We start from the raw sequence: 23,169 nt of genomic DNA, 5'->3' as shown, positions 1-23,169 counted from the left end.
TCTGACAGTATGACACGGATCGGATCGGTCTGTCTGGCGCGCAGTGGCCCAAGCGCCTCGATCCCGAAATCTTCGCCTCTCGGGCCCGAGTGGACCGAACCCAGACAGATCTGCGTCATTGCGTGGGTGCATACAGGCGGGCTGTAACGTCAGAGTGTCGCCGAGAATTTGGCGTGTTGCGAACTTCACCGGTCTTTTGGGCTTTGCGAGCACGCCGCACCAATGAAACTTAAACCTGGAAATTCTGCAGAGGCAGGATCTCCGGCGTTCGAATTGATTGCCTCATCCGGCGCATCTTGCCAGTTTCACCAGCTATTGACGCCACGGCCGGTTAAGATCTGCGACTGCTTGCACGGAAGGATGTGGAGCACGAGCTCCTTCGAAAACGATTTCATGACGGTCTTGCACCAAGGCAAAAACTTCGGCAAGTTCGTTGCGTCTTGGGAGAGGGCAACAACAATAAAATTATCTTGCGTAGGCATGATGCCTGTCGCGGCAATGGTGATTTGCGCAAACTCGTTCGTTCCAACCGCCGCCCGCGCTAACTCGGTTGCCTTCGATTATGGATATCAGATGGCGGCTTATTTGTTTTGCTCTCAATCGATCTATAACGACAGACGTTTTGGCGACTTTCTTGTTGAGGATGGGAAGTATGACAAAACGAAAGAGTACAATCGTGGCGTTGCCGCTCTGAAAGCCGCGCTCAGACGCTCAGAGGCCCCCACCCTAGGAAAGTGTGCTTCGATGCCGCCCGCGCCAGCGGTTGGTGGACCGACCGCTGACGGCTTTCGAACTCGGTCTTTAGTTGGTTGCTTATCGGGTTCGGCTCACCGCCAATCGGCAGGCCGTCGAAGCCGTGCAACCATGCCTCGGCACGCTCGCTGTCGCGGCGCTGGCAGTCCGGCTCCACGACTGACATCCAGGGACGGATCTCGAAAGCCGGCGACTCGGATGTGCGGCGTGCGCTCTGCGAGGCGGTATCGGGTCTGGTGATCCGCTTCAAGGGCAGGGACAAGGTCAAGAGCTGGGTGAGGCGACCGCCAAACGCTCCTGCCACCGCAGAGCCAGCGTCGCGGTGGTCCCGCAAGCTGGCGGTGATCATCATCGCCTTTGAGAATCTCTTCGCCATGGAACCGGGTCAGTGCCGGCAGACCCCGGCCGAGGTGGCGCAGACGGTTAAGGCGGTCGGCCATCCGAACTTGGTGGCGCTTATCGATTTCAGTCACGCCTATATTGAATCCACCCATCGCGGCCTGAACTTCTACGGGCAATAGCGCCGGTGGCGGGGCACCTGCATGTCCATGACTCCTTCGGGCGCCCGCAGGGCTTCCACAGAACCTACCTCCCGCAGGAGGATGCAGCGCTGGGTATAGGCGACCTGCACATGCCTCGGCTGGGGCGATATCGAATAGGTTGACATCTTCAGTGAGCTGGCCTTCTTGCTCGGGACCGTCCTCATCATGGAAATCGGGCCCCGCTATCCCAACGAGCAACCCGATTGCCTGGCCCGGGCAAAAAAATCTCGTAACGTTGAACGATCGCGCTGAGCGCGGAGCGGCGGAGTAAAAACGGAGAATCCGCGGCTGTTGTGCTGCCAATGTCGGCCAGAGCTGCCGAACTCGTTGGCAGCGAGCCGTTCCGCATTGGCAAGGTCGACCGTAACGAGTTTTGTCGGTCTGTTTCGATGAGATTGTAAGAAGAGTTCGCCTGCCGGTCCACGATACGACGGCCAGCATTAGTTGGCTTGTCCCTGGTGGTCGAGCGCGGGCAGGGGCTGGAAACATACAAGTCATCCACCCGTTCGCCAGCCGGGCCATAGGCCGATTTCTGCTCCATGTGATCGCATGCGTGCTCGCCAACCCGGTACCTTGGCGGCGTCCGCCAGCTCCCTTCTGTCTATTCCCTTTCCTTCGCACTTATCTTGATTCCGCGCCGTTCCGCGTACTCGATCAATGCGAGTTCTATCACCGAGGTGATAGAACGCCGCTCTGCGTCTGCAAGCTGTTGCGCCAAGGCCAACACCGGCGGATCAAGGCGGGTGGTGAACGGCTTTTTTGTCATTTTCGCTCTGCGGCTTGATATTCAGTTTCAAAAGGCGTATAGATATGCACGTGCATCGCACTTGCATCGCACGTGCGGCGGCTGGCCAGAGTGCGCCAACACTCCAGTCAGCCTGACCACAACCCAAGCTGATTGGAGCTCGGATCATGGCTGATTCCGACAATACCACGACTCTGCCTTACGTCACCCGCAGGCGAGTACTTGAGGGAACAGTCGTGGCCACCACCGCGTGGACGCTCCAAGGCAACGCGCCCGCAAGCGGCGCCGGAAGCACGAATGTGCGTTCTGATGCTGCACTGGCGCTTTGGCGGGAATGGGAGAGAGTCCACAAACAGACCGAGCGGCTTTGTCGCAGGCAGCAGCGCCTGGAGACAAGGCTTGTCGAGAGCGTCGGCTTTCCTTGTGTGACCGTCCGCCTGACCGAGGGTGAGCAGGTGACGGTCCATTCGATCGAGATGCTCAATGAAGTGCTCGGCAAAGCGCCGGATATGGCGGCTCTCCGCGAAAAGGCCGAAGCTGATTTCGCGGCGCATCAGGCACGCTGGGATGCGGCTGCGGAGCAAACCGGCTACACCGCCGCCTTCAGGGCCGAGCGCGAGGCTTGCGAGAAAATGCAAGATCTGCTGCAAGCTTTCTCAACCACCCCCGCTACGACTCTGGCCGGTGTGGCGGGCAAGCTCGATGCCGTGTTGCGCGAGGGCGAAGCGTGGGAGGAATGCTCCGAGTTTCCTTGGCCGCAAATCCGCTCAGCGCTCTGCGATCTGGTGCGCATCGCCGAAGGCTTTGGTGCTGACCGGGTGCGGCGCCGAAGGATCCGTCATGACCAAACTGAAACTCTCCGTCATTCCCGATGACCGTCCGGTCAAGATCACGGTCGAACTGCCCGGCACCATTCATCGCCATCTCGTCGCCTATGCTGAATTGCTGGGCCGCGAGACCGGACAGATAGTCGCCGATTCGGCAAAGCTGATGCCGCCGATGCTGACTCGGTTTCATTACAACGGACAGAGCCTTTGCCAGAGCCAACGAACCCTGAAGCCGGGATGACTATTCGGGTCATTTGGTGGGCGGACGGCCGTCAGGACCAATACCTATCGCGCAGGAATGTGATGAAGACCGTCAGGGCAGGATTGGCATTGTCCGGACGCCAACGGGCAAAGCTGGAGATTCGGATCGGCTTGCCCCCGATCCGCAGCTTGCGGCAGACGGCGCCGTCAGGAACGCTGTTGGCGTCTCCATCGTGGATCAGAGCGACTCCAAGGCCGTTTCCGACGAGGCGCAGAAGGATGCCCGCAGTGACGTGATGTTCGACAATTGCGGGAAGCTGCACGCCATTTCCAATAGCGTCGGCGAGCAGAAATGCTTCGCCCCTGCGCACGAGCAGCGTCTCCTGGCCTAGCTCCGACCACTCGATCACGGGACGGCTTGCGAGAGGATGACTGGAAGCGAGAACGACGGCTAGGGTATCCTTCCACAATTTCAGTTCGAATGCGCCGCCAGTGGATCGGGAGGAGGAAGTGACGGTGACGTCGACTTGCGTGCCGCCCATCGCAGCCCTGGGCTCAGGATGAGAACCTTCTATCAAGCTGATGGTCACATTTGGATAACATTTCCCGAACTCAATGATTGCACCCAGCGCTCGCCCGGCGAGGATGAGTCCGTTGGAGCCGATGGAAAGCCTTTGTTGTTCATCCTTGATGCCCGTCCTGGCCAGCGTCAGAGTATTGTCCAGTTCGAGCAGCACGGAGCGAAGACGATCGAGGAAACGCTCGCCGGCCGGGGTTGGGCCAACGCCGCGGGCATGGCGATGAAATATCCTCGTTCCCATCTCGTATTCGAGATCGCGGATGCGCCGGCTGAGCGCGGTGTGATCGATCCCAGTGCGCCGTGCCGCGCGCAGAAAGCTGCCCTCCTCGGCGACTACAAGCGCATAATTGAGAGTCGCTAGTTGAATGGAGTTCCGCATCTCTGCTCGACGTCTAGGTGGCGACAAATCGCACACGTTTGAGCGCTTTTGGCCGCGGCGGGCTATCACCAAATCTCAGTATTGACTCAGATGAGGCCACCGACGCCTCTTATGAAAGAAACAACGGACGTCAGGTGGCGTGCAGCAATCTCTCGCGATCACCGGGAGCGATCCCCGAATGCGCATCGGAGTAGACGAGCTCGAATGTGTGTATGGTTTGCGCCGCCTTGACCTGAGGGGAACCTTTAAACCGAGTGGCACTCATGGTCGGCCACGGCGCCTCGCCGTCATTCATGCTGCGTCGGTACGGTGGGTCCGCTGGCAGGGGAGGGCTCGCACGAGCCGATCAGCGATGGTAGGGCGCTCGCAGCGATGATCCCGAAGGACACTCACTCGAAAGAGACCACTCCGTTTTCTCGCTCATCTAATGGAGGGGCTCGCCGGCTAGCTCCAGGGACAACACCGGCCAAAACATCTATCTCGGAAATCCGGTGCTTGAACAAAGACGGAGCGGCGGACCGGCTCGAATTGAAGGTCCGCCGTTCCGGGTCGTTCAGATCACAAGGAACGAACCTGCTGCAAGCGACAGACCTGGAGAGAGGGTGGCGAATTGTATTTGAGCTGCGCCACCGATCCCGTCGCTGTCGAAAGAGAGCGCCCCGGTTGAGCTGTTGTAGATGATATGGTCGGAGCTGTCATGCGCGGCCGTGCCAGCAAAGAAAGCATCGGATGAAAGGCCACCCAGCTTTAGGCCGGCAAAAACCGCGTCGTCGAGTTGGATCTTGTCTTGGAGCTTGTTGAAGTCGGTGATCCTGTCGATATTGCCGGCTCCAAGAGCGCTGTTGAACACGAATGCATCATTGCCCCCGTTACCGGTCAAGATGTCGGCACCGCCGCCACCGTTGATGATGTTCGCGCCGGCATTGCCTTGGATGGTCTGGGCAAAGGCGTTGCCGGTCAGGTTGATTGCAGACGTACCGGACGGATACCTCGTGGCGAGAAGCTCGACCTCCGAGCCGGCCGCAAGCGCATAGCTCACCGTGGTGGCTATGTTGTCGCGACCGCCGCCTACCGCTTCGACCACTCTGTCGCCGACATTGTCGACATAGTAGCCGTCGTTGCCCCCATAGCCGACCATCGTATCGGCACCACCGAGGCCATTGAAGACATTGCTACCGGCATTGCCCTGGATGGTCTGGGCGAACTCGTTGCCGTTGAGGTGGATCGGCGCCGTGCCGGACGAGTTGCTGGTGGCGAGAAGCTCGATGTGCGAGCCGGAGGTAAGCGCATGGCTCACAGAAGTGATCACCTTGTCGGTGCCGCCGCCTACCGCCTCGATCGTTTTGTCGCCAGCATTGTCGACATAATAGGTGTCGTTGCCGCCATAACCGATCATGGTGTCCGCGCCGCGTCCGCCGTTGATGACATTGGCACCGGCATTGCCCTGGATGGTCTGCGTGAACTCGTTGCCGCCGAGATTGATTGCGGCCGTGCCGGAGGGGTTCGTGGTCGCAAGAAGCTCGACCTGCGAGCCGGCCGAAAGGACATAGCTCACCGAGGCGAGCACCTTGTCGGAGCCGCCGCCAACGGCCTCGACCACTTTGTCGGCAGCATTGTCGACATAATAGGTGTCGTTGCCACCATAGCCGGTCATGGTGTCGGTGCCGCCGAGGCCGTTGATGACGTTCGCGCCGGCATTGCCCTGGATGGTCTGGGCGAACTCATTGCCGGTGAGGTTGATTGCCGCCGTGCCTGATGCATTGTTGGTGGCGAGAAGCTCGATCTCGGAGCCGGCCGCAAGAGCATGACTTACGGAGGCAAGTGCTTTGTCGGTACCGCCGCCCACCGCCTCAATCTCCTTATCGCGGACGTCATCGACATAATAGGTGTCATTGCCGCCATAGCCGATCATTGTGTGGCCGCCGGTCCCGTGAAACACATCGTCGCCGCTGGTGCCATACAAGGTGTCGCTTGTGTCGACGGGAGGCGGAGCGGTCCCAGTCGTTGCGAGATTGTGCTCCCGGAACACGGCCTGCAGTTCCGGGGAGCTCTCAAGCGCGGTGTCGCCTCGCTGCGAACCCCAAGCGTATGCGTAGTCGAAGGCGGGTGACGGAACCAGCTTGGCCCAGTGCTCCATCATGGTTTCCATCTGGGCGGCGGTGGGCACCACATATTTGCCACCCATGTCGGTGTTATACTCGCCACCTCCAAACGCCTGGTAGCCCGGAACGATCTGGCTCGTCGGGATGCCCGATGCCTGAGCGGCGGCGACGAATTTATCGATCATGTTGTAGTCGACCGGGCCATCCGTGCGGACGGGATAGACATCTATGCCGTAGTAATCGATACCCGTATTGGCGGGATTGTACGTGCCCCTAAAATCCGGATTCGCCGACGTCCCCAAGCTCATCATTGTGATGTAGGTCTTGGCGCCTGGAAAATGCTCATGGATCCAGTCGGATTCTGCCTTCAGATTTGCGGCAGAGGCGTAGGTACCCCATTGGCCGGTGGGATCCGGCTCGTCAACCAGGAAGAACCCAAATACGTTCGGATTGCCGAGGAAAGGAGTAACCTTGTCGATAAAGGATTGGGTTACTCCGTTGGCCTGGTCGAGGTAGACCAAGCCTTTCATGCCCTCTGGCAGCTCGTTGACCTGGTCAACATATTGCACGCTAGCCAGATTGAATCCGGCTTTTGCAATGTCCGTGCCGGATCCGCCCGACGTGTAATGGAGAGTCGCCATCCATAATCCCTCATTTTGATTCGATAGCGCCCCGCGGATGCCTGCCTACTAGAAGGTGTATATTAGCGCCAAATCACATACCTGCACGCCCTGATAGAATGGTTGATCGGTGGCAGGGTTCTCACGTTGCGGCGAAAAATATACTTAGGGATAGTCGACATTGTGCGATAAAAAGCAAAATTTAACTGCAGAGATGCCCACATTGTTTTCCGGGAGATGCTTATTGATATTTCTACTACACTCTACTTGTTGCTGACAGCATAAGATAACATGATCGCTGCCGTTTAAAAAGAAATTGAATTTTATTAAAATTAGTTTGATGATTGCGCCGGTTGCTACTAGAGAGGCGTTGGAGGCGCTGACTTATCTGAAGAAAAGCGACAAAAAATCCAATGTTTTGGATTTATAAAGTCTAAAACTATAAGATCGAACGCCAAGCCGGGGCAGAAAAACTGCTTTCTCCATAAGATGCATTTGACTGCCGGCCAATTGAGCCGACATTAAACTAAGATGCCAGCCGGATCGCGCCCTCTGCCGGAGACACCAATTTGTTGTGGACAGATACCGCAGATACCAGTCCGCGACCAAGGTGTCTGCAACTGAGATTACGACTCGGGAGATCGTCAGAATTGGAGAACTGGCTGGGGCGCCAGGATTCGAACCTGGGAATGTCGGTACCAAAAACCGATGCCTTACCACTTGGCGACGCCCCAACAGCCGGAGCCTGCCCGCTGTGCGCGCGGCCTTATAGGACGAGCCGGGAGAAAGCTCAATGCCGACTATGCGCGACCGATCCACCAGTTTTGCAATCGCCACTTTGAACGGATCTATTCACCCGATACCGCCATTTCATTGCCGGCCGGATCGACGAAATGGAACCGCCTGCCGCCGGGGAATGAAAAGATCGGCTTGACGATGGTGCCACCGGCATTTTCGACGGCGCTCAATGTTTCCTCCAGCCTTTCGGAATAGAGCACGGGCAGCGGCTTGGCCGGCGCATCTTGGCCATCCGCCTGAAAACCGCCGTCCAGCCCTTCGGCAAAGGCTGAATAGGTCGGCCCGTAATCGGTGAACGACCACGAGAAGGCCGCGCTGTAGAAAGCCTTCACCCTGTCCAGCGTTCCGCCTGTCGCCGGCATTTCCAGATAATCGAGCTTTCCGGTCATTCTCATCGTTCTCCCCGTTGTTCACGTTATGTTCTACAACAAAGCTTTCCAAAAAGCAAGTCTTTTCGGCGCCGCTTTTCATTAATCGATTGTAGAGGCCGGCCGGCTTGGTCGATGCCTTGCCTTTCGCACTGCAGCATCATATCGCTCGATTTGTCAGTATTTCCAATCTCCTGCAACCGGGGAGCAAGCATGACCAAATGGGTCTACACCTTTGGCGATGGAGCGGCAGAAGGCCGTGCCGGCGACCGCAATCTGCTCGGCGGCAAGGGCGCCAATCTTGCCGAAATGTGCAGCCTGGGCCTGCCGGTGCCACCGGGATTCACTATCACCACCGAGGTCTGCAACGCCTATTACGCCAACGGCCACGCGTATCCGGCCTCGCTGGAAGCGGATGTGGCGGTCGCCCTCGATCACATCGGTCGGCTGACCGGGCGCCGTTTCGGCGATCCGTCGAAACTGCTTTTGGTGTCGGTGCGCTCCGGTGCCCGCGCTTCCATGCCCGGCATGATGGACACCGTGCTCAATCTCGGCCTCAACGACGAGACGGTCGAAGCCTTGGCCGCCGATTCAGGCGATCCGCGCTTTGCCTATGACAGCTATCGCCGTTTCATCCAGATGTATTCCGACGTCGTCATGGGCCTCGACCATGAGGTCTTCGAGGAGATACTCGAAGACCAGAAGGGTGGGCTCGGCCATGAGCTCGACACCGAGCTGACAGCCATCGAATGGCAAGGCGTAATCGCGCTCTACAAGGCCAAGGTCGAGGAGGAGCTCGGCAAGCCGTTTCCGCAGGATCCGAACGAGCAGCTGTGGGGCGCCATCGGTGCGGTGTTTTCCAGCTGGATGAACAACCGCGCGATCACCTATCGGCGCCTGCACGACATTCCCGAAAGCTGGGGCACGGCGGTCAACGTCCAGGCCATGGTCTTCGGCAATATGGGCGACACCTCGGCCACCGGCGTCGCCTTCACCCGCAATCCGTCGACCGGCGAAAAGCAGCTCTATGGCGAGTTCCTGGTCAACGCGCAGGGCGAGGATGTCGTCGCCGGCATCCGTACGCCGCAGAACATCACCGAGGCGGCACGCATTGCCGCCGGTTCCGACAAGCCGTCGCTGCAGAAGCTGATGCCTGACGCTTTCCAGGCTTTCGTCAGTATCTCCGACCGCCTGGAAAAACATTACCGCGACATGCAGGATCTCGAATTCACCATCGAGCGCGGCAAATTGTGGATGCTGCAGACCAGGTCCGGCAAGCGCACCGCCAAGGCGGCGCTGAAGATTGCCGTCGACATGGCCAGGGATGGACTGATTTCGAAGGAGGAGGCCGTCGCCCGCATTGATCCGGCCTCGCTCGACCAGTTGCTGCATCCGACGATCGATCCAAAAGCGGCGCGCGATATCATCGGCGTCGGCCTGCCGGCATCGCCAGGTGCTGCCACCGGCGAGATCGTCTTTTCCTCGAACGACGCCGAGGAGGCCAAGACACAAGGCCGCAAGGCGATCCTGGTGCGCATCGAGACCAGCCCCGAAGACATCCATGGCATGCATGCGGCCGAAGGCATCCTGACGACGCGCGGCGGCATGACCAGCCACGCCGCTGTTGTGGCGCGCGGCATGGGTAAGCCTTGCGTTTCGGGCGCAGGCTCGCTGCGCGTCGACTACAAGGCCGGCACGCTGATGGCGATGGGATCGACGTTCCGCAAGGGCGACATCATCACCATCGACGGCGCCAACGGCCAGGTGCTGAAAGGCGCGGTACCGATGCTGCAGCCGGAACTCTCGGGCGATTTCGCCGCCATCATGGAATGGGCCGACGGCGCGCGCCGCATGAAGGTGCGCACCAATGCCGAGACGCCGCTGGATGCGCGCATGGCGCGGTCCTTCGGCGCCGAAGGCATCGGGCTTTGCCGCACCGAACACATGTTCTTCGACGGCGACCGCATCGTTGCTATGCGCGAGATGATCCTGGCCGATACGGAAAAGGATCGGCGAACGGCGCTGGCCAAGCTGTTGCCGATGCAGCGCTCGGATTTCCTCGAACTGTTCGAGATCATGGCCGGGCTGCCGGTGACGATCCGCCTGCTCGATCCGCCGCTGCACGAATTCCTGCCCAAGACCGAGGAGGAGGTGGCCGAGGTCGCCGCCGCCATGAATGTGTCGCCGGACAAGCTTCGGCGGCGCACCGAAGCGTTGCACGAGTTTAATCCGATGCTCGGCCATCGCGGCTGCCGGCTTGCCGTCTCATATCCCGAAATCGCCGAGATGCAGGCGCGCGCCATTTTCGAGGCGGCCGTCGAGGCCGGCAGGAACGCCGGCGCGCTGGTGGTCCCGGAGATCATGGTGCCTTTGGTCGGGCTGGCGAAGGAGCTCGAATTCGTCAAGGCGTGCATCGACGCCGTCGCCAAAAGCGTGATGGAAGAGACCGGCGTCAGGATCGGTTACCTGACCGGCACGATGATCGAGCTGCCGCGCGCCGCGATCCGTGCCCAAATCATCGCCGAGGCGGCCGAATTCTTCTCCTTCGGCACCAACGATCTGACCCAGACCACCTTTGGCATCTCACGCGACGATGCGGCCTCGTTCCTCGAGACCTACCGGAAAAAAGGCATCATCGAGCAGGATCCGTTCGTGTCGCTCGACATAGAGGGTGTCGGCGAGCTGGTGCGGATGGCGGCCGAAAAGGGCAGGGCGACGCGGCCCGACATCAAGCTCGGCATTTGCGGCGAGCATGGTGGCGACCCGGCCTCAATCCATTTTTGCGAGAAGGTCGGCCTCGACTATGTCTCGTGCTCGCCCTATCGGGTCCCGATTGCCAGGCTGGCCGCCGCGCAGGCGGCGGTACAGGCGGCAAAGAACGGCCGCGGATAGGAGTTGGAGTCCACCGCATCTGACCTTACCGATTTGTAACCAAATTCACGCGAACGTGCGCGTGACGGCTCCAAATCCCGACATCGTTTCTGCCCAGTTTCCGGCTCCCGAACCCGCCCCGGTGCCAGAAACAGATGTTGCAGAACCCGCCCGCGCACGTCCGCTCGATTCTCATCCTTCAGACGAAATTCATCGGCGATCTTGTCCTCGCTTCCGCGCTCGCCAGAAACCTGCGCCTCCAATATCCAAAGGCCAGGATAGTGTTCCTTTGCGAGGCGAACTTTGCCAGTTTCCTGTTGGCTCATGGCATCGCCTCGGACGTGGTGTCGTTCCGACGCGTACGGATGCGTGGCACCCCTGTGCAGCGTGGTCGCGAGCTTTACGCGATGGTGCGCGCTCTGCGCCGGTTCCGGTTTGACCTGACCATCGACCTGGCCGATTCCAAAACCTCACGCATCATCGTCAGGCTCGTCAACGCCAAGACCCGCGTCGGATATGATCCTCCCGAAAAACCGTTGCGCTGGCTGGAACGCCAGCCCGCCAACGTCCTAGCCAAGCCGTTTGGCTTTGGTGGCCAGCATTATCTCTACCGCTATCTTTCGCCGCTTGAGGCGCTTGGCGTGGAGTTGCGTGCGCCGGTCCCAACGATTGAGCCGCTGCCGCTGGAGACCGCCAGGGCATTGGCGCTTCTCGACCGGCATCATCTCCGGCGTAACGCCTTCGTAGCCGTTCATGCAGGAGCGAGCTTGCGGGGGCGGCAATGGCAGCCGGAACGTTTTGCGCTGGCGATCGACGAGATCTCGCGGCAGACCGGGTTGGACTTCCTGCTTGTCGGCGGCCCCGATGAACGGGCATCTGCCGAGCGCATCGTCGCCAAGGCCGCTTCGCCGGTCGTCAACGTGGTCGGGGCGCTGTCGCTGGCAACGCTGCTGGCGGTCCTCGGCCAGGCACGCCTGTTTCTGGGAAACGAGAGTGGCCCGATGCACATGGCCGCCGCCGCCGGAACGCCGGTTGTCGGCCTGTTCGGCCTGACCGACCCGGCCGTCTGGGGGCCTGTCGGCGTGGCCAGTGTTACGCCGCGGCCCTCCATGCCTTGCGAGTGCATAGCCAGGGACCTGTGCCGCCGACCCGATCCGAGCAAGGCTTGCTGCGTCTGGCGACTTGAGGTCAAAGCGGTGGTCGACGCGGTGCTCGCGATCCTTTCACGTAAGGTTAAGGACGTGGAGCACGCATTGTGACCTCGCGTTTGCCAAAGGTCAGGCCGGCGGTCAAATTGCCGCTGCCGACGCTTTTGCAGGGGCATCGTCCCGATTTCCGCCTTGATGGCGGTCTTGGGGTCGCCGCTTCAACTTTGATCCGGCCGACCTGGAAATAATCGATGCGCCCGTTCCAAAAGTATTTTTGCGCCATTGCGATATCGCTGTGGGCTGTTTCTCCTGGCAACGCCCAGTTGCTCGTCGCACCGACGCTGCACATCAAGGCCGAGGCGGGCGGCGGCCGCGTCGCGCTGACGCTCGATGCGTGCGGCGGAAGGACCGACACACGGATTCTCTCGGCGCTGGTGGAAAACAAGATTCCTGCCACCATTTTCGTCACCGGCATCTGGCTGAAGCACAACGCCGCCGCCGTCGAGATCATGCGGGCGCATCCCGAAATGTTTGAATTGGAAAACCATGGCGGCCGCCATGTCCCGGCGGTCGACACGCCGCAAAAGATCTACGGCATTCGCAGTGCCGGCAGCCCGCAGGCCGTGCTGGCCGAGGTCGAATCGGGTGCTGCCGCTCTTGCCGTGACCGGCGAACCGGCGCCGAAATGGTTTCGCGGCGCAACCGCCGAATACAGCCCGTCGGCAATCGCGATGATACGCAAGCTTGGTTTCAAGATCGCCGGATTCTCAATCAACGGCGATGGCGGCTCTTTGCTCGGCGCAAAAGAGACCGCCCGGCGCATTGCCGCGGCGAAGGACGGCGACGTCATCATCGCTCACATCAACCAGCCGACCCATGCGGCCGGCGAAGGCGTGGTGCAGGGACTTCTGGCGCTGAAGGCCAAGGGCCTCACCTTCGTGCGTCTCGACGATGCCGACGGCGTCGGCGATGAAGGCACTACCGACTGATCAGTCGGGCGTGGCCTCGATGGTCACCTTGTTCGGATAGAACGCGCCGTGGTCGCGGATATCGGCCATCTCGTCGAACGGCCGCTCATAGGCCCACATCGCATCCTTGCCTGCATCGCCGGCGGGCAGCACGCTCCAATAGCTGGCATCGCCCTTATAGGGGCAATGGGTCGAGTGTTCGGTCTTGCCAAGCTGTTTGAAGTCGATGTCGCCGAACGGAATGTAGAAAACCGGGGGGTAGGGCGATTCGGTCAGCACTTTGCCCTTGCTGGACGAAGCGATGACGACATCGCCAGCGCGCACCGTCACGGTGCCCTTGTAAGGCTCGACTGTGATGACCTTGCCGGGATTGCGCTGAAAGCCGGGTGACGGATTTGCGATCTGGTCCATATCGGATCTCCTTGCCTCTACCCCAAGATGTGTCTGGCAAGCCCGTTGCGCAAGACCTGCCTGCCACCAGGCGGGCGTCGCCCGCGGAGAGAAGTCTCGCCTCTTTTCCGCTTCCCCGAAAACTCAGGCGGCGGCCTGGAAAGCGTCCATCAGCCCGGCATACGCGGCGGCAATGCCGGCCACCGGATTGGTGCTTTTCGAGGTGGTCTCGACCTTCAGTGCACCACCGCTGGTCGGCAAGGTGAGCAGCAGGAACTGGCGATTGCCGCCGTCGCCGACGCAGGCGGCAGCGACGTGCTGACTTTCGCCATCGTTCTCGACGCACATCTTGAACAAGAGCGTGCCGCCGACCGCCTCGAGGGCGCCACCGACGACCTCGACGAATTCATCTTCGGAAACGGCTTTGGCGTCAGGCACCAGATCGGCCTGCGCGACGTCGGCCGCCACCAGATCGGCCAGACTTTCGGCAAGCGTATTTTCGAGGGCTTTGTCGTCGAGCTGCGCGTCCATGCGAACCTCTTTCATTCGCCAATCGCGCCCCGCCGTTAATCAACGTTAACGCCGAGCATGGCCGGATTGTGGCGAATTCGGCTTCAATTGGCTCCATGCCCCGCTCCAGCCCGATCCTGGCTGGACAATCCGCCGGTTCGTCCCACAATGGCGAAAAAATAACGGGAGGAACAAGATGCTCGGGCTGATGCAGGAATGGCCGCTGCTTTGCCATAAGCTGATCGACAATGCCGAGCGGCAGCACGGCAGCCGCGAAATCGTGTCGCGTTCGATCGAGGGGCCGATCGTGCGCAGCACATATGCCGAAATCCATGATCGTGCCCTGAGGGTCGCCGGGCGGCTCGATCGTGATGGCTTCGGGCTTGGCGACCGCATCGCAACACTGGCCTGGAACACCGCGCGCCACATCGAGGCCTGGTACGGCATCATGGGTGTCGGCGCGATCTATCACACGCTCAACCCGCGGCTCTTTCCCGAGCAGATCACCTGGATCATGAACAATGCCGGGGATAAGGCGATCTTCGTCGACCTGACCTTCCTGCCGCTGCTCGAAAAGATCGCCGGCGCGGTCAAATCGCTGAAGCGGGTTATCGTGCTGACCGACAAGGCGCATTTGCCCAAGACTGCGCTGCCCAATGTGGTTGCCTACGAAGAATGGCTTGCTGAAGCCGACGGCAACTTCGCCTGGAAGACATTCGACGAAAACACCGCCGCCGGTATGTGCTACACCTCGGGCACCACGGGCGACCCGAAAGGCGTCCTCTACAGCCATCGTTCGAACGTGCTGCACGCCATGATCGCCGCGATGCCCGACGCCATGGGCCTGTCGTCGCGCGATACCATATTGCCGGTCGTGCCGATGTTCCACGCCAATGCCTGGGGCCTTGCCCAGAGCGCGCCGATGGTCGGCGCCAAGCTGGTCATGCCCGGTTGCAAGATGGATGGCGCTTCGCTCTACGAGCTGCTCGACACCGAGCAGGTGACCTTCAGCGCCGCCGTGCCGACGGTGTGGATGATGCTCCTCCAGTATCTGGAAGAGACCGGCAAGAAACTGCCCTATCTGCAGAAAGTCGTCATCGGCGGCTCGTCCTGTCCACGCGCGCTCACGACGAAGTTCCAGGACAGTTACGATGTCCAAGTCGTCCACGCCTGGGGCATGACCGAGATGTCGCCGCTCGGCACGCTGTGCACCCTGAAGCCGGATTACGCCGGGCTGAAGGGCGAGGCCCGCCTCGGCGTCCAGCAGAAACAAGGCTTTACACCGTTCGGCATCGAAATGAAGGTGACGGACGACGCCGGCAACGAACTGCCATGGGACGGCAAGACCTTCGGCCGGCTCAAGGTCCGCGGGCCGGCCATCGCGCGCGCCTATTATGGCGGCATCGGATCCGAACAGTTCGATCAAGACGGCTGGTTCGATACCGGTGACGTCGCGCATATCGACCCCGGAGGCTATATGCAGATCACCGACCGCGCCAAGGACGTGATCAAGTCGGGCGGCGAATGGATCTCGACCATCGAGCTCGAGAACCTCGCGGTCGGCCATCCCGATGTGGCGGAGGCCGCCGCCATCGGCATTCCGCATTCGAAATGGGGCGAGCGGCCTTTGCTCGTGGTCGTGCGCAAGCCGGGCAGGGAGCCGACCAAGACGGACATCCTCGCTTTCATGGACGGCAAGGTGGCGAAGTGGTGGATGCCGGACGACGTCGCTTTTGTCGGCGAAATCCCACACACCGCTGCCGGCAAGATCCAGAAGATTACCTTGCGCCAGCAGTTCCGGGATTATCACCTGCCGACGGATTGACCGGAGATGCGGCGTCTTTGCGTCTTCAAGCCACCGCTGAAAGGCACTATGCCTGTGTTCGGGTTGGGGCAGCGCGGAAAACAATGACGGGAATTCCCGAGCGACAAACGTCGAGGGCTGCCGGTTGGTCGCGGCGCGCCGGCGCGTTTTCGACAGTCCTGCTGCTGACCGCTCTCATCGGCCATCGCTATGACCTCGTCGAAACCCAAGCTTTCCTATGGGTGCTTGGCATTGTCGCCCTGCTGGCCGCGTCTGCGCTTTTGTTTGCCGGGTTTGCCTTCGCGCGATTGTGGAACTTCGGTGATCGTGGCGGCCAAGACCTGACCGCCGGCGCCTTGCTGGCGTTTCTGGTGCTCATCCCTTACGCTGTCGGGGCCTATCGGGCGGCGACCTATCCGCCGCTGCGCGACATCTCGACGGATTTCGACGACCCGCCGGCGCTCGATATTTCTACCCGGACAAAGGATATGAACGAGCTTTTGCCATCGACACCTGGCGAGCAGCGCCTGCAAATCGAAGCTTATCCGCTTGTTACCGGACGCAGCTACACCTTGCCTTTCGATCGCGTTCTGGAGGCGATCAAAACGGTGCTCGATCGGCGCGGCTGGCAGCTCACGGCGCCATTTCCAGACGCAGCAGGGCAAAGCGACGTGACGGTCGATGCGCTGGCCAAGAGCTTGCTGCTTGGTCTTCCCGCCGATGTCGCCATCCGCGTGACCGACGACGGCGATGCGGTCATCGTCGATATGCGCTCGGCCTCGCGTTACGGCCGCTACGACCTTGGCGACAATGCAGCGCGCATCACCGATTTCCTTTCCGAACTCGACCAGGAAGTCGCCGGCCAGGTGGGCGTGGCGCCGGCGGAATGATATCCGAAGTGTGCTACGTTGCCGGCGAATAGATGCCGTCGATAGCCGGCTCGCCATCGGTGTGGACCAGGCCGCGCGCCACCAGGTCTTCCAGATGGGAAAGCACCGACAGGCCGGCCGCGCCATGCAGGCGCGGGTCGGTGTCTCGATAGATCGCGTCCACCATGTCCTTGATTGTCCGGTCGCCGCTGTTGATCCGCTCCAGAATTGCGCGTTCGCGCATTTTGCGATGCGTTTTCAATCCGCGCATGAAGCTGCGCGGCTCGGTCACCGGCCCACCATGACCGGGCAGCAGCAGCCGGTCGTCACGTTCGATCAGCCGATCGAGCGATGTCATGTACTCGGCCATCGCGCCATCCGGCGGTGCGACGATCGTGGTTGCCCACGCCATGACGTGATCGGCCGAGAAAAGGATGCCGGTTCCCTCCAGCGCGAAGGCCGCGTGATTGGCGGTATGGCCGGGCGTCAGCACCGTCCGGATCGCCCAGCCGTCGCCGTCGATCACCATATCGTCCGGCAGCGCGATATCAGGAACAAACTCGGTGTCGGCGCTGGCATCGAGTGGATTGACCTCGCCGGTGCGCAACGGCCGCGCCGGGCGATGCCGGCCCTCCGCCAGAACCACCGCACCCGTATGCTGCTTTAACCGAGCCGCCAGCGGCGAATGGTCGCGATGCGTGTGGCTGATGAAGATATGGCTGACCGGCCTGGTCCCGATCGCTTCGAGCAGTGTTCGAAGATGTGCCTCGTCATCCGGTCCGGGATCGATCACCGCCAGCGTCTCGCGCCCGACGATATAGCTGTTGGTTCCGTGAAAGGTGAACGGGCTTGGGTTCCTGGCGGTGACGCGTTGAATACCAGGCGCAACGGCTACGCCCTGGCCATAGGCCGGATCGAAGCGTGTATCGAATTTCAGCGCCATGCGAACGTCGCGACCTGTTCTGGGGGAAGGGCAAAACCGATTGCCGCATAGCACGGAAGCCAATATAGGAAAACGCAAGGCCGCGTTCGGCGGCAATCCGGAACGGGGAAGACCATGGCAATTGCAACGACGATGCGTCCGCTCATTTCTCTCGCTTTGCCTGAAAAGGGCGCGGCCCGGCTGGCAGGACAGCTTTTGCTGGCCATCGCCGGAACGCTGCTGCTGATCTTGTCTGCCAAGACCAAGGTCATGCTCGGACCGGTAGACATCTCGATGCAGACGCTCGCCGTCTTCCTGATCGCTGCCTCCTTCGGCATGCGCCTTGGCGTCGCCACGCTGCTTCTCTACATGGCCGAGGGCGCGTTGGGCCTTCCGGTCTTCCAGAGCACGCCCGAAAAGGGCATCGGTATCGCTTACATGCTCGGTTCGACCGGCGGTTATCTAGCCGGCTTCGTCGTCATGGCGGCGATCGTCGGCTGGGCTGCCGACCGTGGCTGGGATCGCCATCCTATCAAGCTCTTCAATGCCATGCTGGTGGCCGAGATCGTCATGATGGCAATGGGCTTTGCCTGGCTGGCGCTGTTGATCGGCCCGGAAAAATCCTGGCAGTTCGGGGTGTTGCCCTTTATCGTTGGTGATCTGATCAAGGTTGCGCTGGCCGCGAGCCTGGTGCCGGCTGTCTGGTCGCTGTTGAAGCGTTCGTGAAGCCGGTCGAGCGGTGATAACCTGTTCTGCGCGACAGTGATTTTTCGCCGCAGTTGGTGTGGCCGTGCAGGATCTTTGTCGCGGGCGGCAGGCTTGTGCGCGACGCCATCCGTCACATTAGCTTCAAGTCGACGGACTAAGTACCAGAACCAACGGGCGATTCGTCACGACCAGCGTAACCGAGCACCTACGCATGGAAATAAATTGCTCGACATAGCATCTCAGCCAGCTGAAAAAGAAAGCGGCTCGATGCTTATTTAGGCAGAGCTAAATTTCTGGACAATGTGTAGGAAATTCTTAACCCAACCGCCTTGACTCTAGTGGCTTGGTTGCTTGCTGGTATCCACACACTGTCGTAACCGTTGACCTGAGATCATGCCGCCGACCGCCGAAGGAAGACACGTGAGTAGCGCGGAAAAAACAACGAGCAAGGCAACAGCCCTGTCGCCTGAGCCGACCGCCGCGCCGGCAACGCGCTGGTATGCGGCCAGCGTCTTTCCCGGGAAGGAGCATGTCGCAGAGCGGCATCTCCGGATCCAGGGATTCGAGCCCTTTGTGCCTCGCTGCGAGAAAACCGTGCGTCATGCCCGGCGGCTCGAAACACGGTCCGCAGCGTATTTCCCGGGTTATATGTTCATCGCCCTTGACGTCGCGCTGCAACGTTGGCGCTCGATCAACGGAACGTTCGGTGTGCGCTCCCTCGTCATGCAAGGGGACCGGCCTTTGCCTGTCCCCTCCGGTCTGGTAGAGCGCTTCATTGCGTTGACCGGCAGGCACGGCCTGCTCGACTTCAGTGGCGGCCTCGCAGCCGGTGCTTCGGTTCGGATCCTTTCCGGCCCGTTCGCGGAAATGATCGGTCGCCTTGACCGGCTCGATCCAGCCGGAAGGGCTCGGGTTCTGGTTGCGATCATGAATGGCGAGATACCTGTCGACCTTGATACCAGGGATCTCGTCGCCATCGCATAGTCGTAAGCATCGAGGTGCGGCGAGGCGATGCAAATTGTTGTAGGATCGGCTCTCGGGTTTTCACCCGGGAGTGCGGTAGCCGTTCTTCGGTGGGACTAGGCGCTGTCTGACGAGATCGTCTCGTCGGCGCCAATGAGAGTACGCGCTATGCGAATAACAATGATTGGTGCCGGCTATGTAGGGCTCGTCTCGGGCGCCTGCTTCGCCGACTTTGGCCATCAGGTCTGCTGCGTCGACCGGGATGCGGAAAAGCTTGCCATGCTCAAACTTGGCAAGATACCGATCTATGAGCCAGGGCTCGACGACCTCGTCACCACGAATACCGCGCAAGGTCGCTTGCGTTTCGACGACAATCTGGCCGATGCCGTTTCTCAATCGGATGTCGTCTTCATAGCCGTCGGCACGCCGTCACGGCGTGGCGATGGGCACGCCGATCTGTCCTTCGTTTACGATGCGGCCGCCGAAGTTGGCCGCGCGCTCAAAGGATTTACGGTCGTGGTGACGAAATCGACCGTCCCTGTCGGTACCGGCGATGAGGTGGAACGGATCATCCGCGAGCAAAATTCCGCCGCCGATTTTGCGGTGGTCTCCAATCCGGAATTTCTTCGCGAAGGATCGGCCATCGAGGATTTCAAGCGGCCCGACCGCATCATTGTCGGGACCGATGCAGAACGGGCCAAAGCCGTCATGGGCGAGATCTACCGTCCACTCTCGTTGAATGTCGCGCCGATATTCTATACGAGCCGGCGTACGGCTGAGCTTACCAAATATGCCGGCAACGCGTTTCTGGCCATGAAGATCACCTTCATCAACGAAATTGCCGATCTCTGCGAGCGGTTGGGGGCCGATGTGCAGGACGTCGCGCGCGGCATCGGCATGGACAACCGCATCGGCGCAAAGTTTCTTCATGCCGGGCCGGGCTATGGCGGTTCCTGTTTCCCGAAAGATACGCTGGCACTGGTCAAGACCGCGCAGGACGCGGCAAGCCCCGTGCGGCTTATTGAAACGACGGTCTCGATAAACGACCAGCGCAAACGGGCGATGGCGCGCAAGGTGGTCGAAGCCTGCGGCGGCTCGGTGCGCGGCAAGACCATCGGTATCCTCGGCCTTACGTTCAAGCCGAACACTGACGACATGCGCGATGCCCCCTCATTGGCCATCATTCAGGCACTCAAGGACGCGGGCGCTTCGATCAAGGCCTATGATCCGGTCGGCATGGAGCAGGCACGCAAGATGATCGAGGGCATTGCATTCGGGGAAAGCGCCTACGCGGTAGCTGACGGCTCGCATGCGATCGTCATCGTCACCGAGTGGAATGCGTTTCGGTCATTGGATCTGAAGCGGCTCCGTGCACTCATGGCGACGCCGGTTATGGTCGACCTGCGAAACGTCTACCGCAGCGAGGACGTCGTGAAGGAAGGCATAGCCTATTCGAGCATTGGCCGAGAGCGGCATCCTGTCCATTGAACGTCGGCGAGGGCCTCCCGGAGTTCGAATCGCCAGGGTTAAACGTCCTGCAGAGAACAATGGAAGCAGCCACAACGCAATTAGAAGAGACTTGGACTCAGTAGTCCCGCAAGAGAGCGCTTGACTTGAATATAGTTATGATGAATCGGCCAAGACAGCGGCACCTCGTGCACAGGGTCAGGTTTCAACTCCTGGGCGGCTTGGCCTTTGCAATCCTGCTTCCTGTGCTGGTCAGAATTTCATTTGATCCGTCAATTCTATATTATGCAAATCTGCAGATTACAATTTTTGCGGGTATTGTGGCGCATGCTATAGGTTATTTCGCCTTTCGGCGGATAGGTAATTTTCCGGGTATCGCGGCTTCGGGTTACATATTTCCGACATTTGCATTGTCTTACGGGTTTGTTTATTTGGCGATTTTCCTGCTTCGGATCGAGTATAGCGGGTTCCAAGCGGCCAGCAGCTTGACCTTGTCAATTCTCTGGTACTTTGTCTTGACCATCGTAAGCCGACGCCTTGATCCTTACAGTCTTGCCGTGGTTCCAGGCGGCGCCGTGGGTCGTCTCGCGGCGATAAAGGGGGTCAACTGGCATTGGCTTGTCTCTCCCGACATGATCATTGAGCGCGCCAACGGCGTTGTTGCCGACCTGCGTGCCGATTTGTCCGACGATTGGGAGCGCTACATCGCCGACCGGGCGCTTGCGGGAGTTCCGGTCTACCATGTCAAGCAGATCGGCGAGTCGCTGACCGGTCGCGTCGAGATCGAACATTTGTCCGAAAACACGTTGGGCTCGCTCAATCCCAATCAGGCCTATATCAAGATCAAGCAGGTGATCGACTGGGTGTGCGCGCTGTTGGCGCTGATCATGCTGACACCGCTCTTGTTATTGATTGCGCTGATGATCAGGCTGGAATCTCCTGGACCTGCCATATTTCGCCAGGAGCGCTTGGGCTTTGGCGGAAAATCATTCACGGTCTACAAGTTTCGGACAATGACCGTTAGCTCACCTGAGGCGGAAAACCTTCGCAGCCTCGCCGTCACAAGGCCGGGTGATAGCAGGGTTACCCGGATCGGCCGCTTCCTGCGGAGAAGCAGAATCGACGAACTGCCGCAGCTGATAAATATCGTTCGTTCGGAAATGAGCTGGATCGGGCCTCGCCCTGAGGCGACAGTGTTGTCTTCCCATTATTCGGTGGCGTTGCCGTTCTATCGCTACCGAAATATCGTTCGTCCTGGAATTTCCGGATGGGCTCAGGTAAATCAAGGATATGTGTCGGATGATGACGATGAAATCGAGAAGCTGCACTATGATTTCTATTACATCAAGAACTTCTCTCCATGGCTTGATTTCGTTATCGTGTTGAGAACGCTAAAGACTCTGCTAAGTGGATTCGGATCTCGATAGAGACCGGATTGAATTTCACGTTCATCAGAAATCATCTGTCGAATGCAACGCCAGGATAGTGCTGGTGAGTGTGTTCTGAAGCTGCCGAAGGATATCAAATGAGCCGAAAAACCGCGCTAATTACAGGCATCACCGGCCAGGATGGTGCATATCTTGCCGACCTCCTGCTTGCCAAAGGATACGCAGTCCACGGCATCAAGCGGCGTTCGTCGTCGTTCAATACCGGTCGTATCGATCACCTCTATCAAGATCCGCATGAATCCGGCGTCAATTTTTCACTTCACTATGGCGACATGACCGATGCGACGAACCTGATCCGCATAATCCAGGAAGTGCAGCCGGACGAGATCTATAACCTCGCGGCACAATCGCATGTCCAGGTGAGCTTCGAGACCGCGGAATATACCGCGAATGCCGACGCGATCGGTACATTGCGCCTTCTGGAAGCCATCCGGCTGCTTGGCTTGACGAAAAAGACGCGTTTCTATCAGGCATCGACTTCCGAGCTCTATGGCAAGGTGCAGGAGGTTCCACAGAAGGAGACGACGCCCTTTTATCCTCGCTCGCCCTATGCGGCCGCAAAGATCTATGGCTACTGGATCACGGTGAACTACCGCGAAGCCTATGGCATTCACGCTTCCAACGGAATTCTGTTCAACCATGAAAGCCCAATGCGGGGCGAGACATTCGTGACCCGCAAGATCACGCGGGCTGCCGCTGCCATCAGCCTCGGCCTTCAGGACAAGCTCTATCTCGGCAACCTTTCAGCCGAGCGCGATTGGGGGCATGCGCGCGACTATGTCGAAGGCATGTGGAGGATCCTCCAGCAGGAAACCCCGGACGACTATGTGCTGGCCACAGGGGTCAAGAGTTCCGTTCGAAAGTTTGTCGAACTCGCCTTCGCCGAGGTTGGGGTCCGCATTCAGTGGAACGGTTCGGGCGTCGCCGAAAAGGGCGTCGATACTAGGTCCGGCAAGATATTGGTCGAGGTCGATCCACGCTACTTCAGGCCGACCGAGGTCGACCTTCTGCTCGGTGATCCTTCGAAGGCGGAGCGGGTCCTCGGCTGGAAGGCGACGACGCCGCTTGATGAGATGGTGTGCGAGATGGTTCAGTCCGACCTCAAGGTGGTGGCGCGCGAATACGAGCATCGCCGGCTTGACGAAGAGCACAACCGCAAGGCGGCTCAGTAGCTGCGAAAAGTCCC

The 23,169-nt window shown here is 60.0% G+C and carries 19 protein-coding genes, 1 tRNA gene and 2 pseudogenes; 14 read left to right on the top strand and 8 right to left on the bottom strand.

Annotated features, from left to right (window positions below):
• Positions 1-884: 884 nt before the first annotated feature.
• Positions 885-1,109 (top strand): annotated as a pseudogene (locus NKI18_RS18390) (transposase); the annotation flags it as partial.
• Positions 1,104-1,547: pseudogene (locus NKI18_RS18385) on the top strand (TIM barrel protein); the annotation flags it as partial. The pseudogenes NKI18_RS18390 and NKI18_RS18385, both read left to right, overlap by 6 nt.
• A 349-nt stretch (positions 1,548-1,896) precedes the next feature.
• Here the strand turns inward: NKI18_RS18385 and NKI18_RS18380 are convergent.
• Complete coding sequence (locus tag NKI18_RS18380) at positions 1,897-2,061, bottom strand: hypothetical protein (protein ID WP_023678731.1); 165 nt, start codon at positions 2,059-2,061, stop codon at positions 1,897-1,899.
• Between the two features lie 146 nt (positions 2,062-2,207).
• On the opposite strand from NKI18_RS18380, the gene NKI18_RS18375 reads away from it, so the two are divergent.
• Together NKI18_RS18375 and NKI18_RS18370 are read left to right on the top strand one after the other, a co-directional pair.
• On the top strand, positions 2,208-2,915 hold the full coding sequence (locus NKI18_RS18375; protein ID WP_353020203.1) for a hypothetical protein: 708 nt from the start codon (positions 2,208-2,210) through the stop codon (positions 2,913-2,915).
• Positions 2,881-3,108 carry a DUF2274 domain-containing protein gene (locus NKI18_RS18370; protein ID WP_353020201.1) on the top strand — a complete coding sequence of 76 codons (228 nt, stop codon included), beginning with the start codon at positions 2,881-2,883 and terminating at the stop codon, positions 3,106-3,108. The genes NKI18_RS18375 and NKI18_RS18370 overlap by 35 nt, the downstream gene beginning before the upstream one ends.
• A gap of 31 nt (positions 3,109-3,139) precedes the next feature.
• Here NKI18_RS18370 and NKI18_RS18365 read toward each other — a convergent pair whose 3' ends face one another.
• The 4 genes from NKI18_RS18365 to NKI18_RS18350 form a co-directional block, all read right to left on the bottom strand.
• Complete coding sequence (locus NKI18_RS18365; protein ID WP_353020200.1) at positions 3,140-4,027, bottom strand: LysR family transcriptional regulator; 888 nt, start codon at positions 4,025-4,027, stop codon at positions 3,140-3,142.
• 553 nt (positions 4,028-4,580) lie between these two features.
• Complete coding sequence (locus NKI18_RS18360) at positions 4,581-6,770, bottom strand: calcium-binding protein (RefSeq protein WP_353020198.1); 2,190 nt, start codon at positions 6,768-6,770, stop codon at positions 4,581-4,583.
• A 638-nt stretch (positions 6,771-7,408) separates the two neighbouring features.
• A tRNA-Gln gene (locus NKI18_RS18355) sits at positions 7,409-7,483 on the bottom strand.
• Positions 7,484-7,597: 114 nt separating this feature from the next.
• Positions 7,598-7,942, bottom strand: a complete 345-nt coding sequence (locus NKI18_RS18350) for a VOC family protein (RefSeq protein WP_353020197.1) — start codon at positions 7,940-7,942, stop codon at positions 7,598-7,600.
• A 186-nt stretch (positions 7,943-8,128) separates the two neighbouring features.
• On the opposite strand from NKI18_RS18350, the gene ppdK reads away from it, so the two are divergent.
• The 3 genes from ppdK (at position 8,129) to NKI18_RS18335 (ending at position 12,923) form a co-directional block, all read left to right on the top strand.
• Entirely contained in the window at positions 8,129-10,807 is a 2,679-nt protein-coding gene (gene ppdK / locus NKI18_RS18345; RefSeq protein WP_353020195.1) for a pyruvate, phosphate dikinase, read from the top strand.
• Between the two features lie 134 nt (positions 10,808-10,941).
• Positions 10,942-12,045, top strand: coding sequence for a glycosyltransferase family 9 protein (locus NKI18_RS18340; RefSeq protein WP_353020192.1), 1,104 nt, complete (start codon positions 10,942-10,944; stop codon positions 12,043-12,045).
• A 140-nt stretch (positions 12,046-12,185) separates the two neighbouring features.
• Positions 12,186-12,923: a polysaccharide deacetylase family protein gene (locus tag NKI18_RS18335; protein ID WP_353020190.1), complete on the top strand. Its 738-nt coding sequence runs from the start codon at positions 12,186-12,188 to the stop codon at positions 12,921-12,923.
• Here NKI18_RS18335 and NKI18_RS18330 read toward each other — a convergent pair whose 3' ends face one another.
• Positions 12,924-13,313: a DUF427 domain-containing protein gene (locus NKI18_RS18330; RefSeq protein WP_353020188.1), complete on the bottom strand. Its 390-nt coding sequence runs from the start codon at positions 13,311-13,313 to the stop codon at positions 12,924-12,926.
• Positions 13,314-13,436: 123 nt separating this feature from the next.
• Complete coding sequence (locus NKI18_RS18325) at positions 13,437-13,823, bottom strand: hypothetical protein (protein WP_353020187.1); 387 nt, start codon at positions 13,821-13,823, stop codon at positions 13,437-13,439.
• A 175-nt stretch (positions 13,824-13,998) separates the two neighbouring features.
• Between NKI18_RS18325 and NKI18_RS18320 the strand changes: the two genes are divergently transcribed.
• The gene (locus NKI18_RS18320) at positions 13,999-15,627 is read left to right on the top strand and encodes a fatty-acid--CoA ligase (protein ID WP_353020185.1); all 1,629 of its coding nucleotides are present in this window, start codon (positions 13,999-14,001) and stop codon (positions 15,625-15,627) included.
• Positions 15,628-15,710: 83 nt separating this feature from the next.
• Positions 15,711-16,496: a DUF1499 domain-containing protein gene (locus tag NKI18_RS18315; RefSeq protein WP_353020184.1), complete on the top strand. Its 786-nt coding sequence runs from the start codon at positions 15,711-15,713 to the stop codon at positions 16,494-16,496.
• A 13-nt stretch (positions 16,497-16,509) separates the two neighbouring features.
• On the opposite strand, the gene NKI18_RS18310 is transcribed toward NKI18_RS18315, so the two are convergent.
• Positions 16,510-17,418: an MBL fold metallo-hydrolase gene (locus NKI18_RS18310; RefSeq protein ID WP_353020182.1), complete on the bottom strand. Its 909-nt coding sequence runs from the start codon at positions 17,416-17,418 to the stop codon at positions 16,510-16,512.
• Positions 17,419-17,532: 114 nt separating this feature from the next.
• On the opposite strand from NKI18_RS18310, the gene NKI18_RS18305 reads away from it, so the two are divergent.
• The 5 genes from NKI18_RS18305 (at position 17,533) to gmd (ending at position 23,155) form a co-directional block, all read left to right on the top strand.
• Entirely contained in the window at positions 17,533-18,123 is a 591-nt protein-coding gene (locus NKI18_RS18305) for a biotin transporter BioY (protein WP_352692391.1), read from the top strand.
• A gap of 375 nt (positions 18,124-18,498) precedes the next feature.
• Positions 18,499-19,089 carry a transcription termination/antitermination protein NusG gene (nusG, locus tag NKI18_RS18300; RefSeq protein WP_352456046.1) on the top strand — a complete coding sequence of 197 codons (591 nt, stop codon included), beginning with the start codon at positions 18,499-18,501 and terminating at the stop codon, positions 19,087-19,089.
• 147 nt (positions 19,090-19,236) lie between these two features.
• Positions 19,237-20,556 carry a UDP-glucose dehydrogenase family protein gene (locus tag NKI18_RS18295; RefSeq protein WP_353020180.1) on the top strand — a complete coding sequence of 440 codons (1,320 nt, stop codon included), beginning with the start codon at positions 19,237-19,239 and terminating at the stop codon, positions 20,554-20,556.
• 200 nt (positions 20,557-20,756) lie between these two features.
• Complete coding sequence (locus tag NKI18_RS18290; RefSeq protein WP_352451729.1) at positions 20,757-21,962, top strand: sugar transferase; 1,206 nt, start codon at positions 20,757-20,759, stop codon at positions 21,960-21,962.
• A gap of 98 nt (positions 21,963-22,060) precedes the next feature.
• Entirely contained in the window at positions 22,061-23,155 is a 1,095-nt protein-coding gene (gene gmd, locus NKI18_RS18285) for a GDP-mannose 4,6-dehydratase (protein WP_353020178.1), read from the top strand.
• The last annotated feature ends 14 nt before the right edge of the window (positions 23,156-23,169 follow it).

Source organism: Mesorhizobium sp. M0800 (assembly GCF_040320095.1).
Taxonomy (GTDB): Bacteria; Pseudomonadota; Alphaproteobacteria; order Rhizobiales; family Rhizobiaceae; genus Mesorhizobium.
This window is presented reverse-complemented; position numbering and strand designations above follow the sequence as displayed.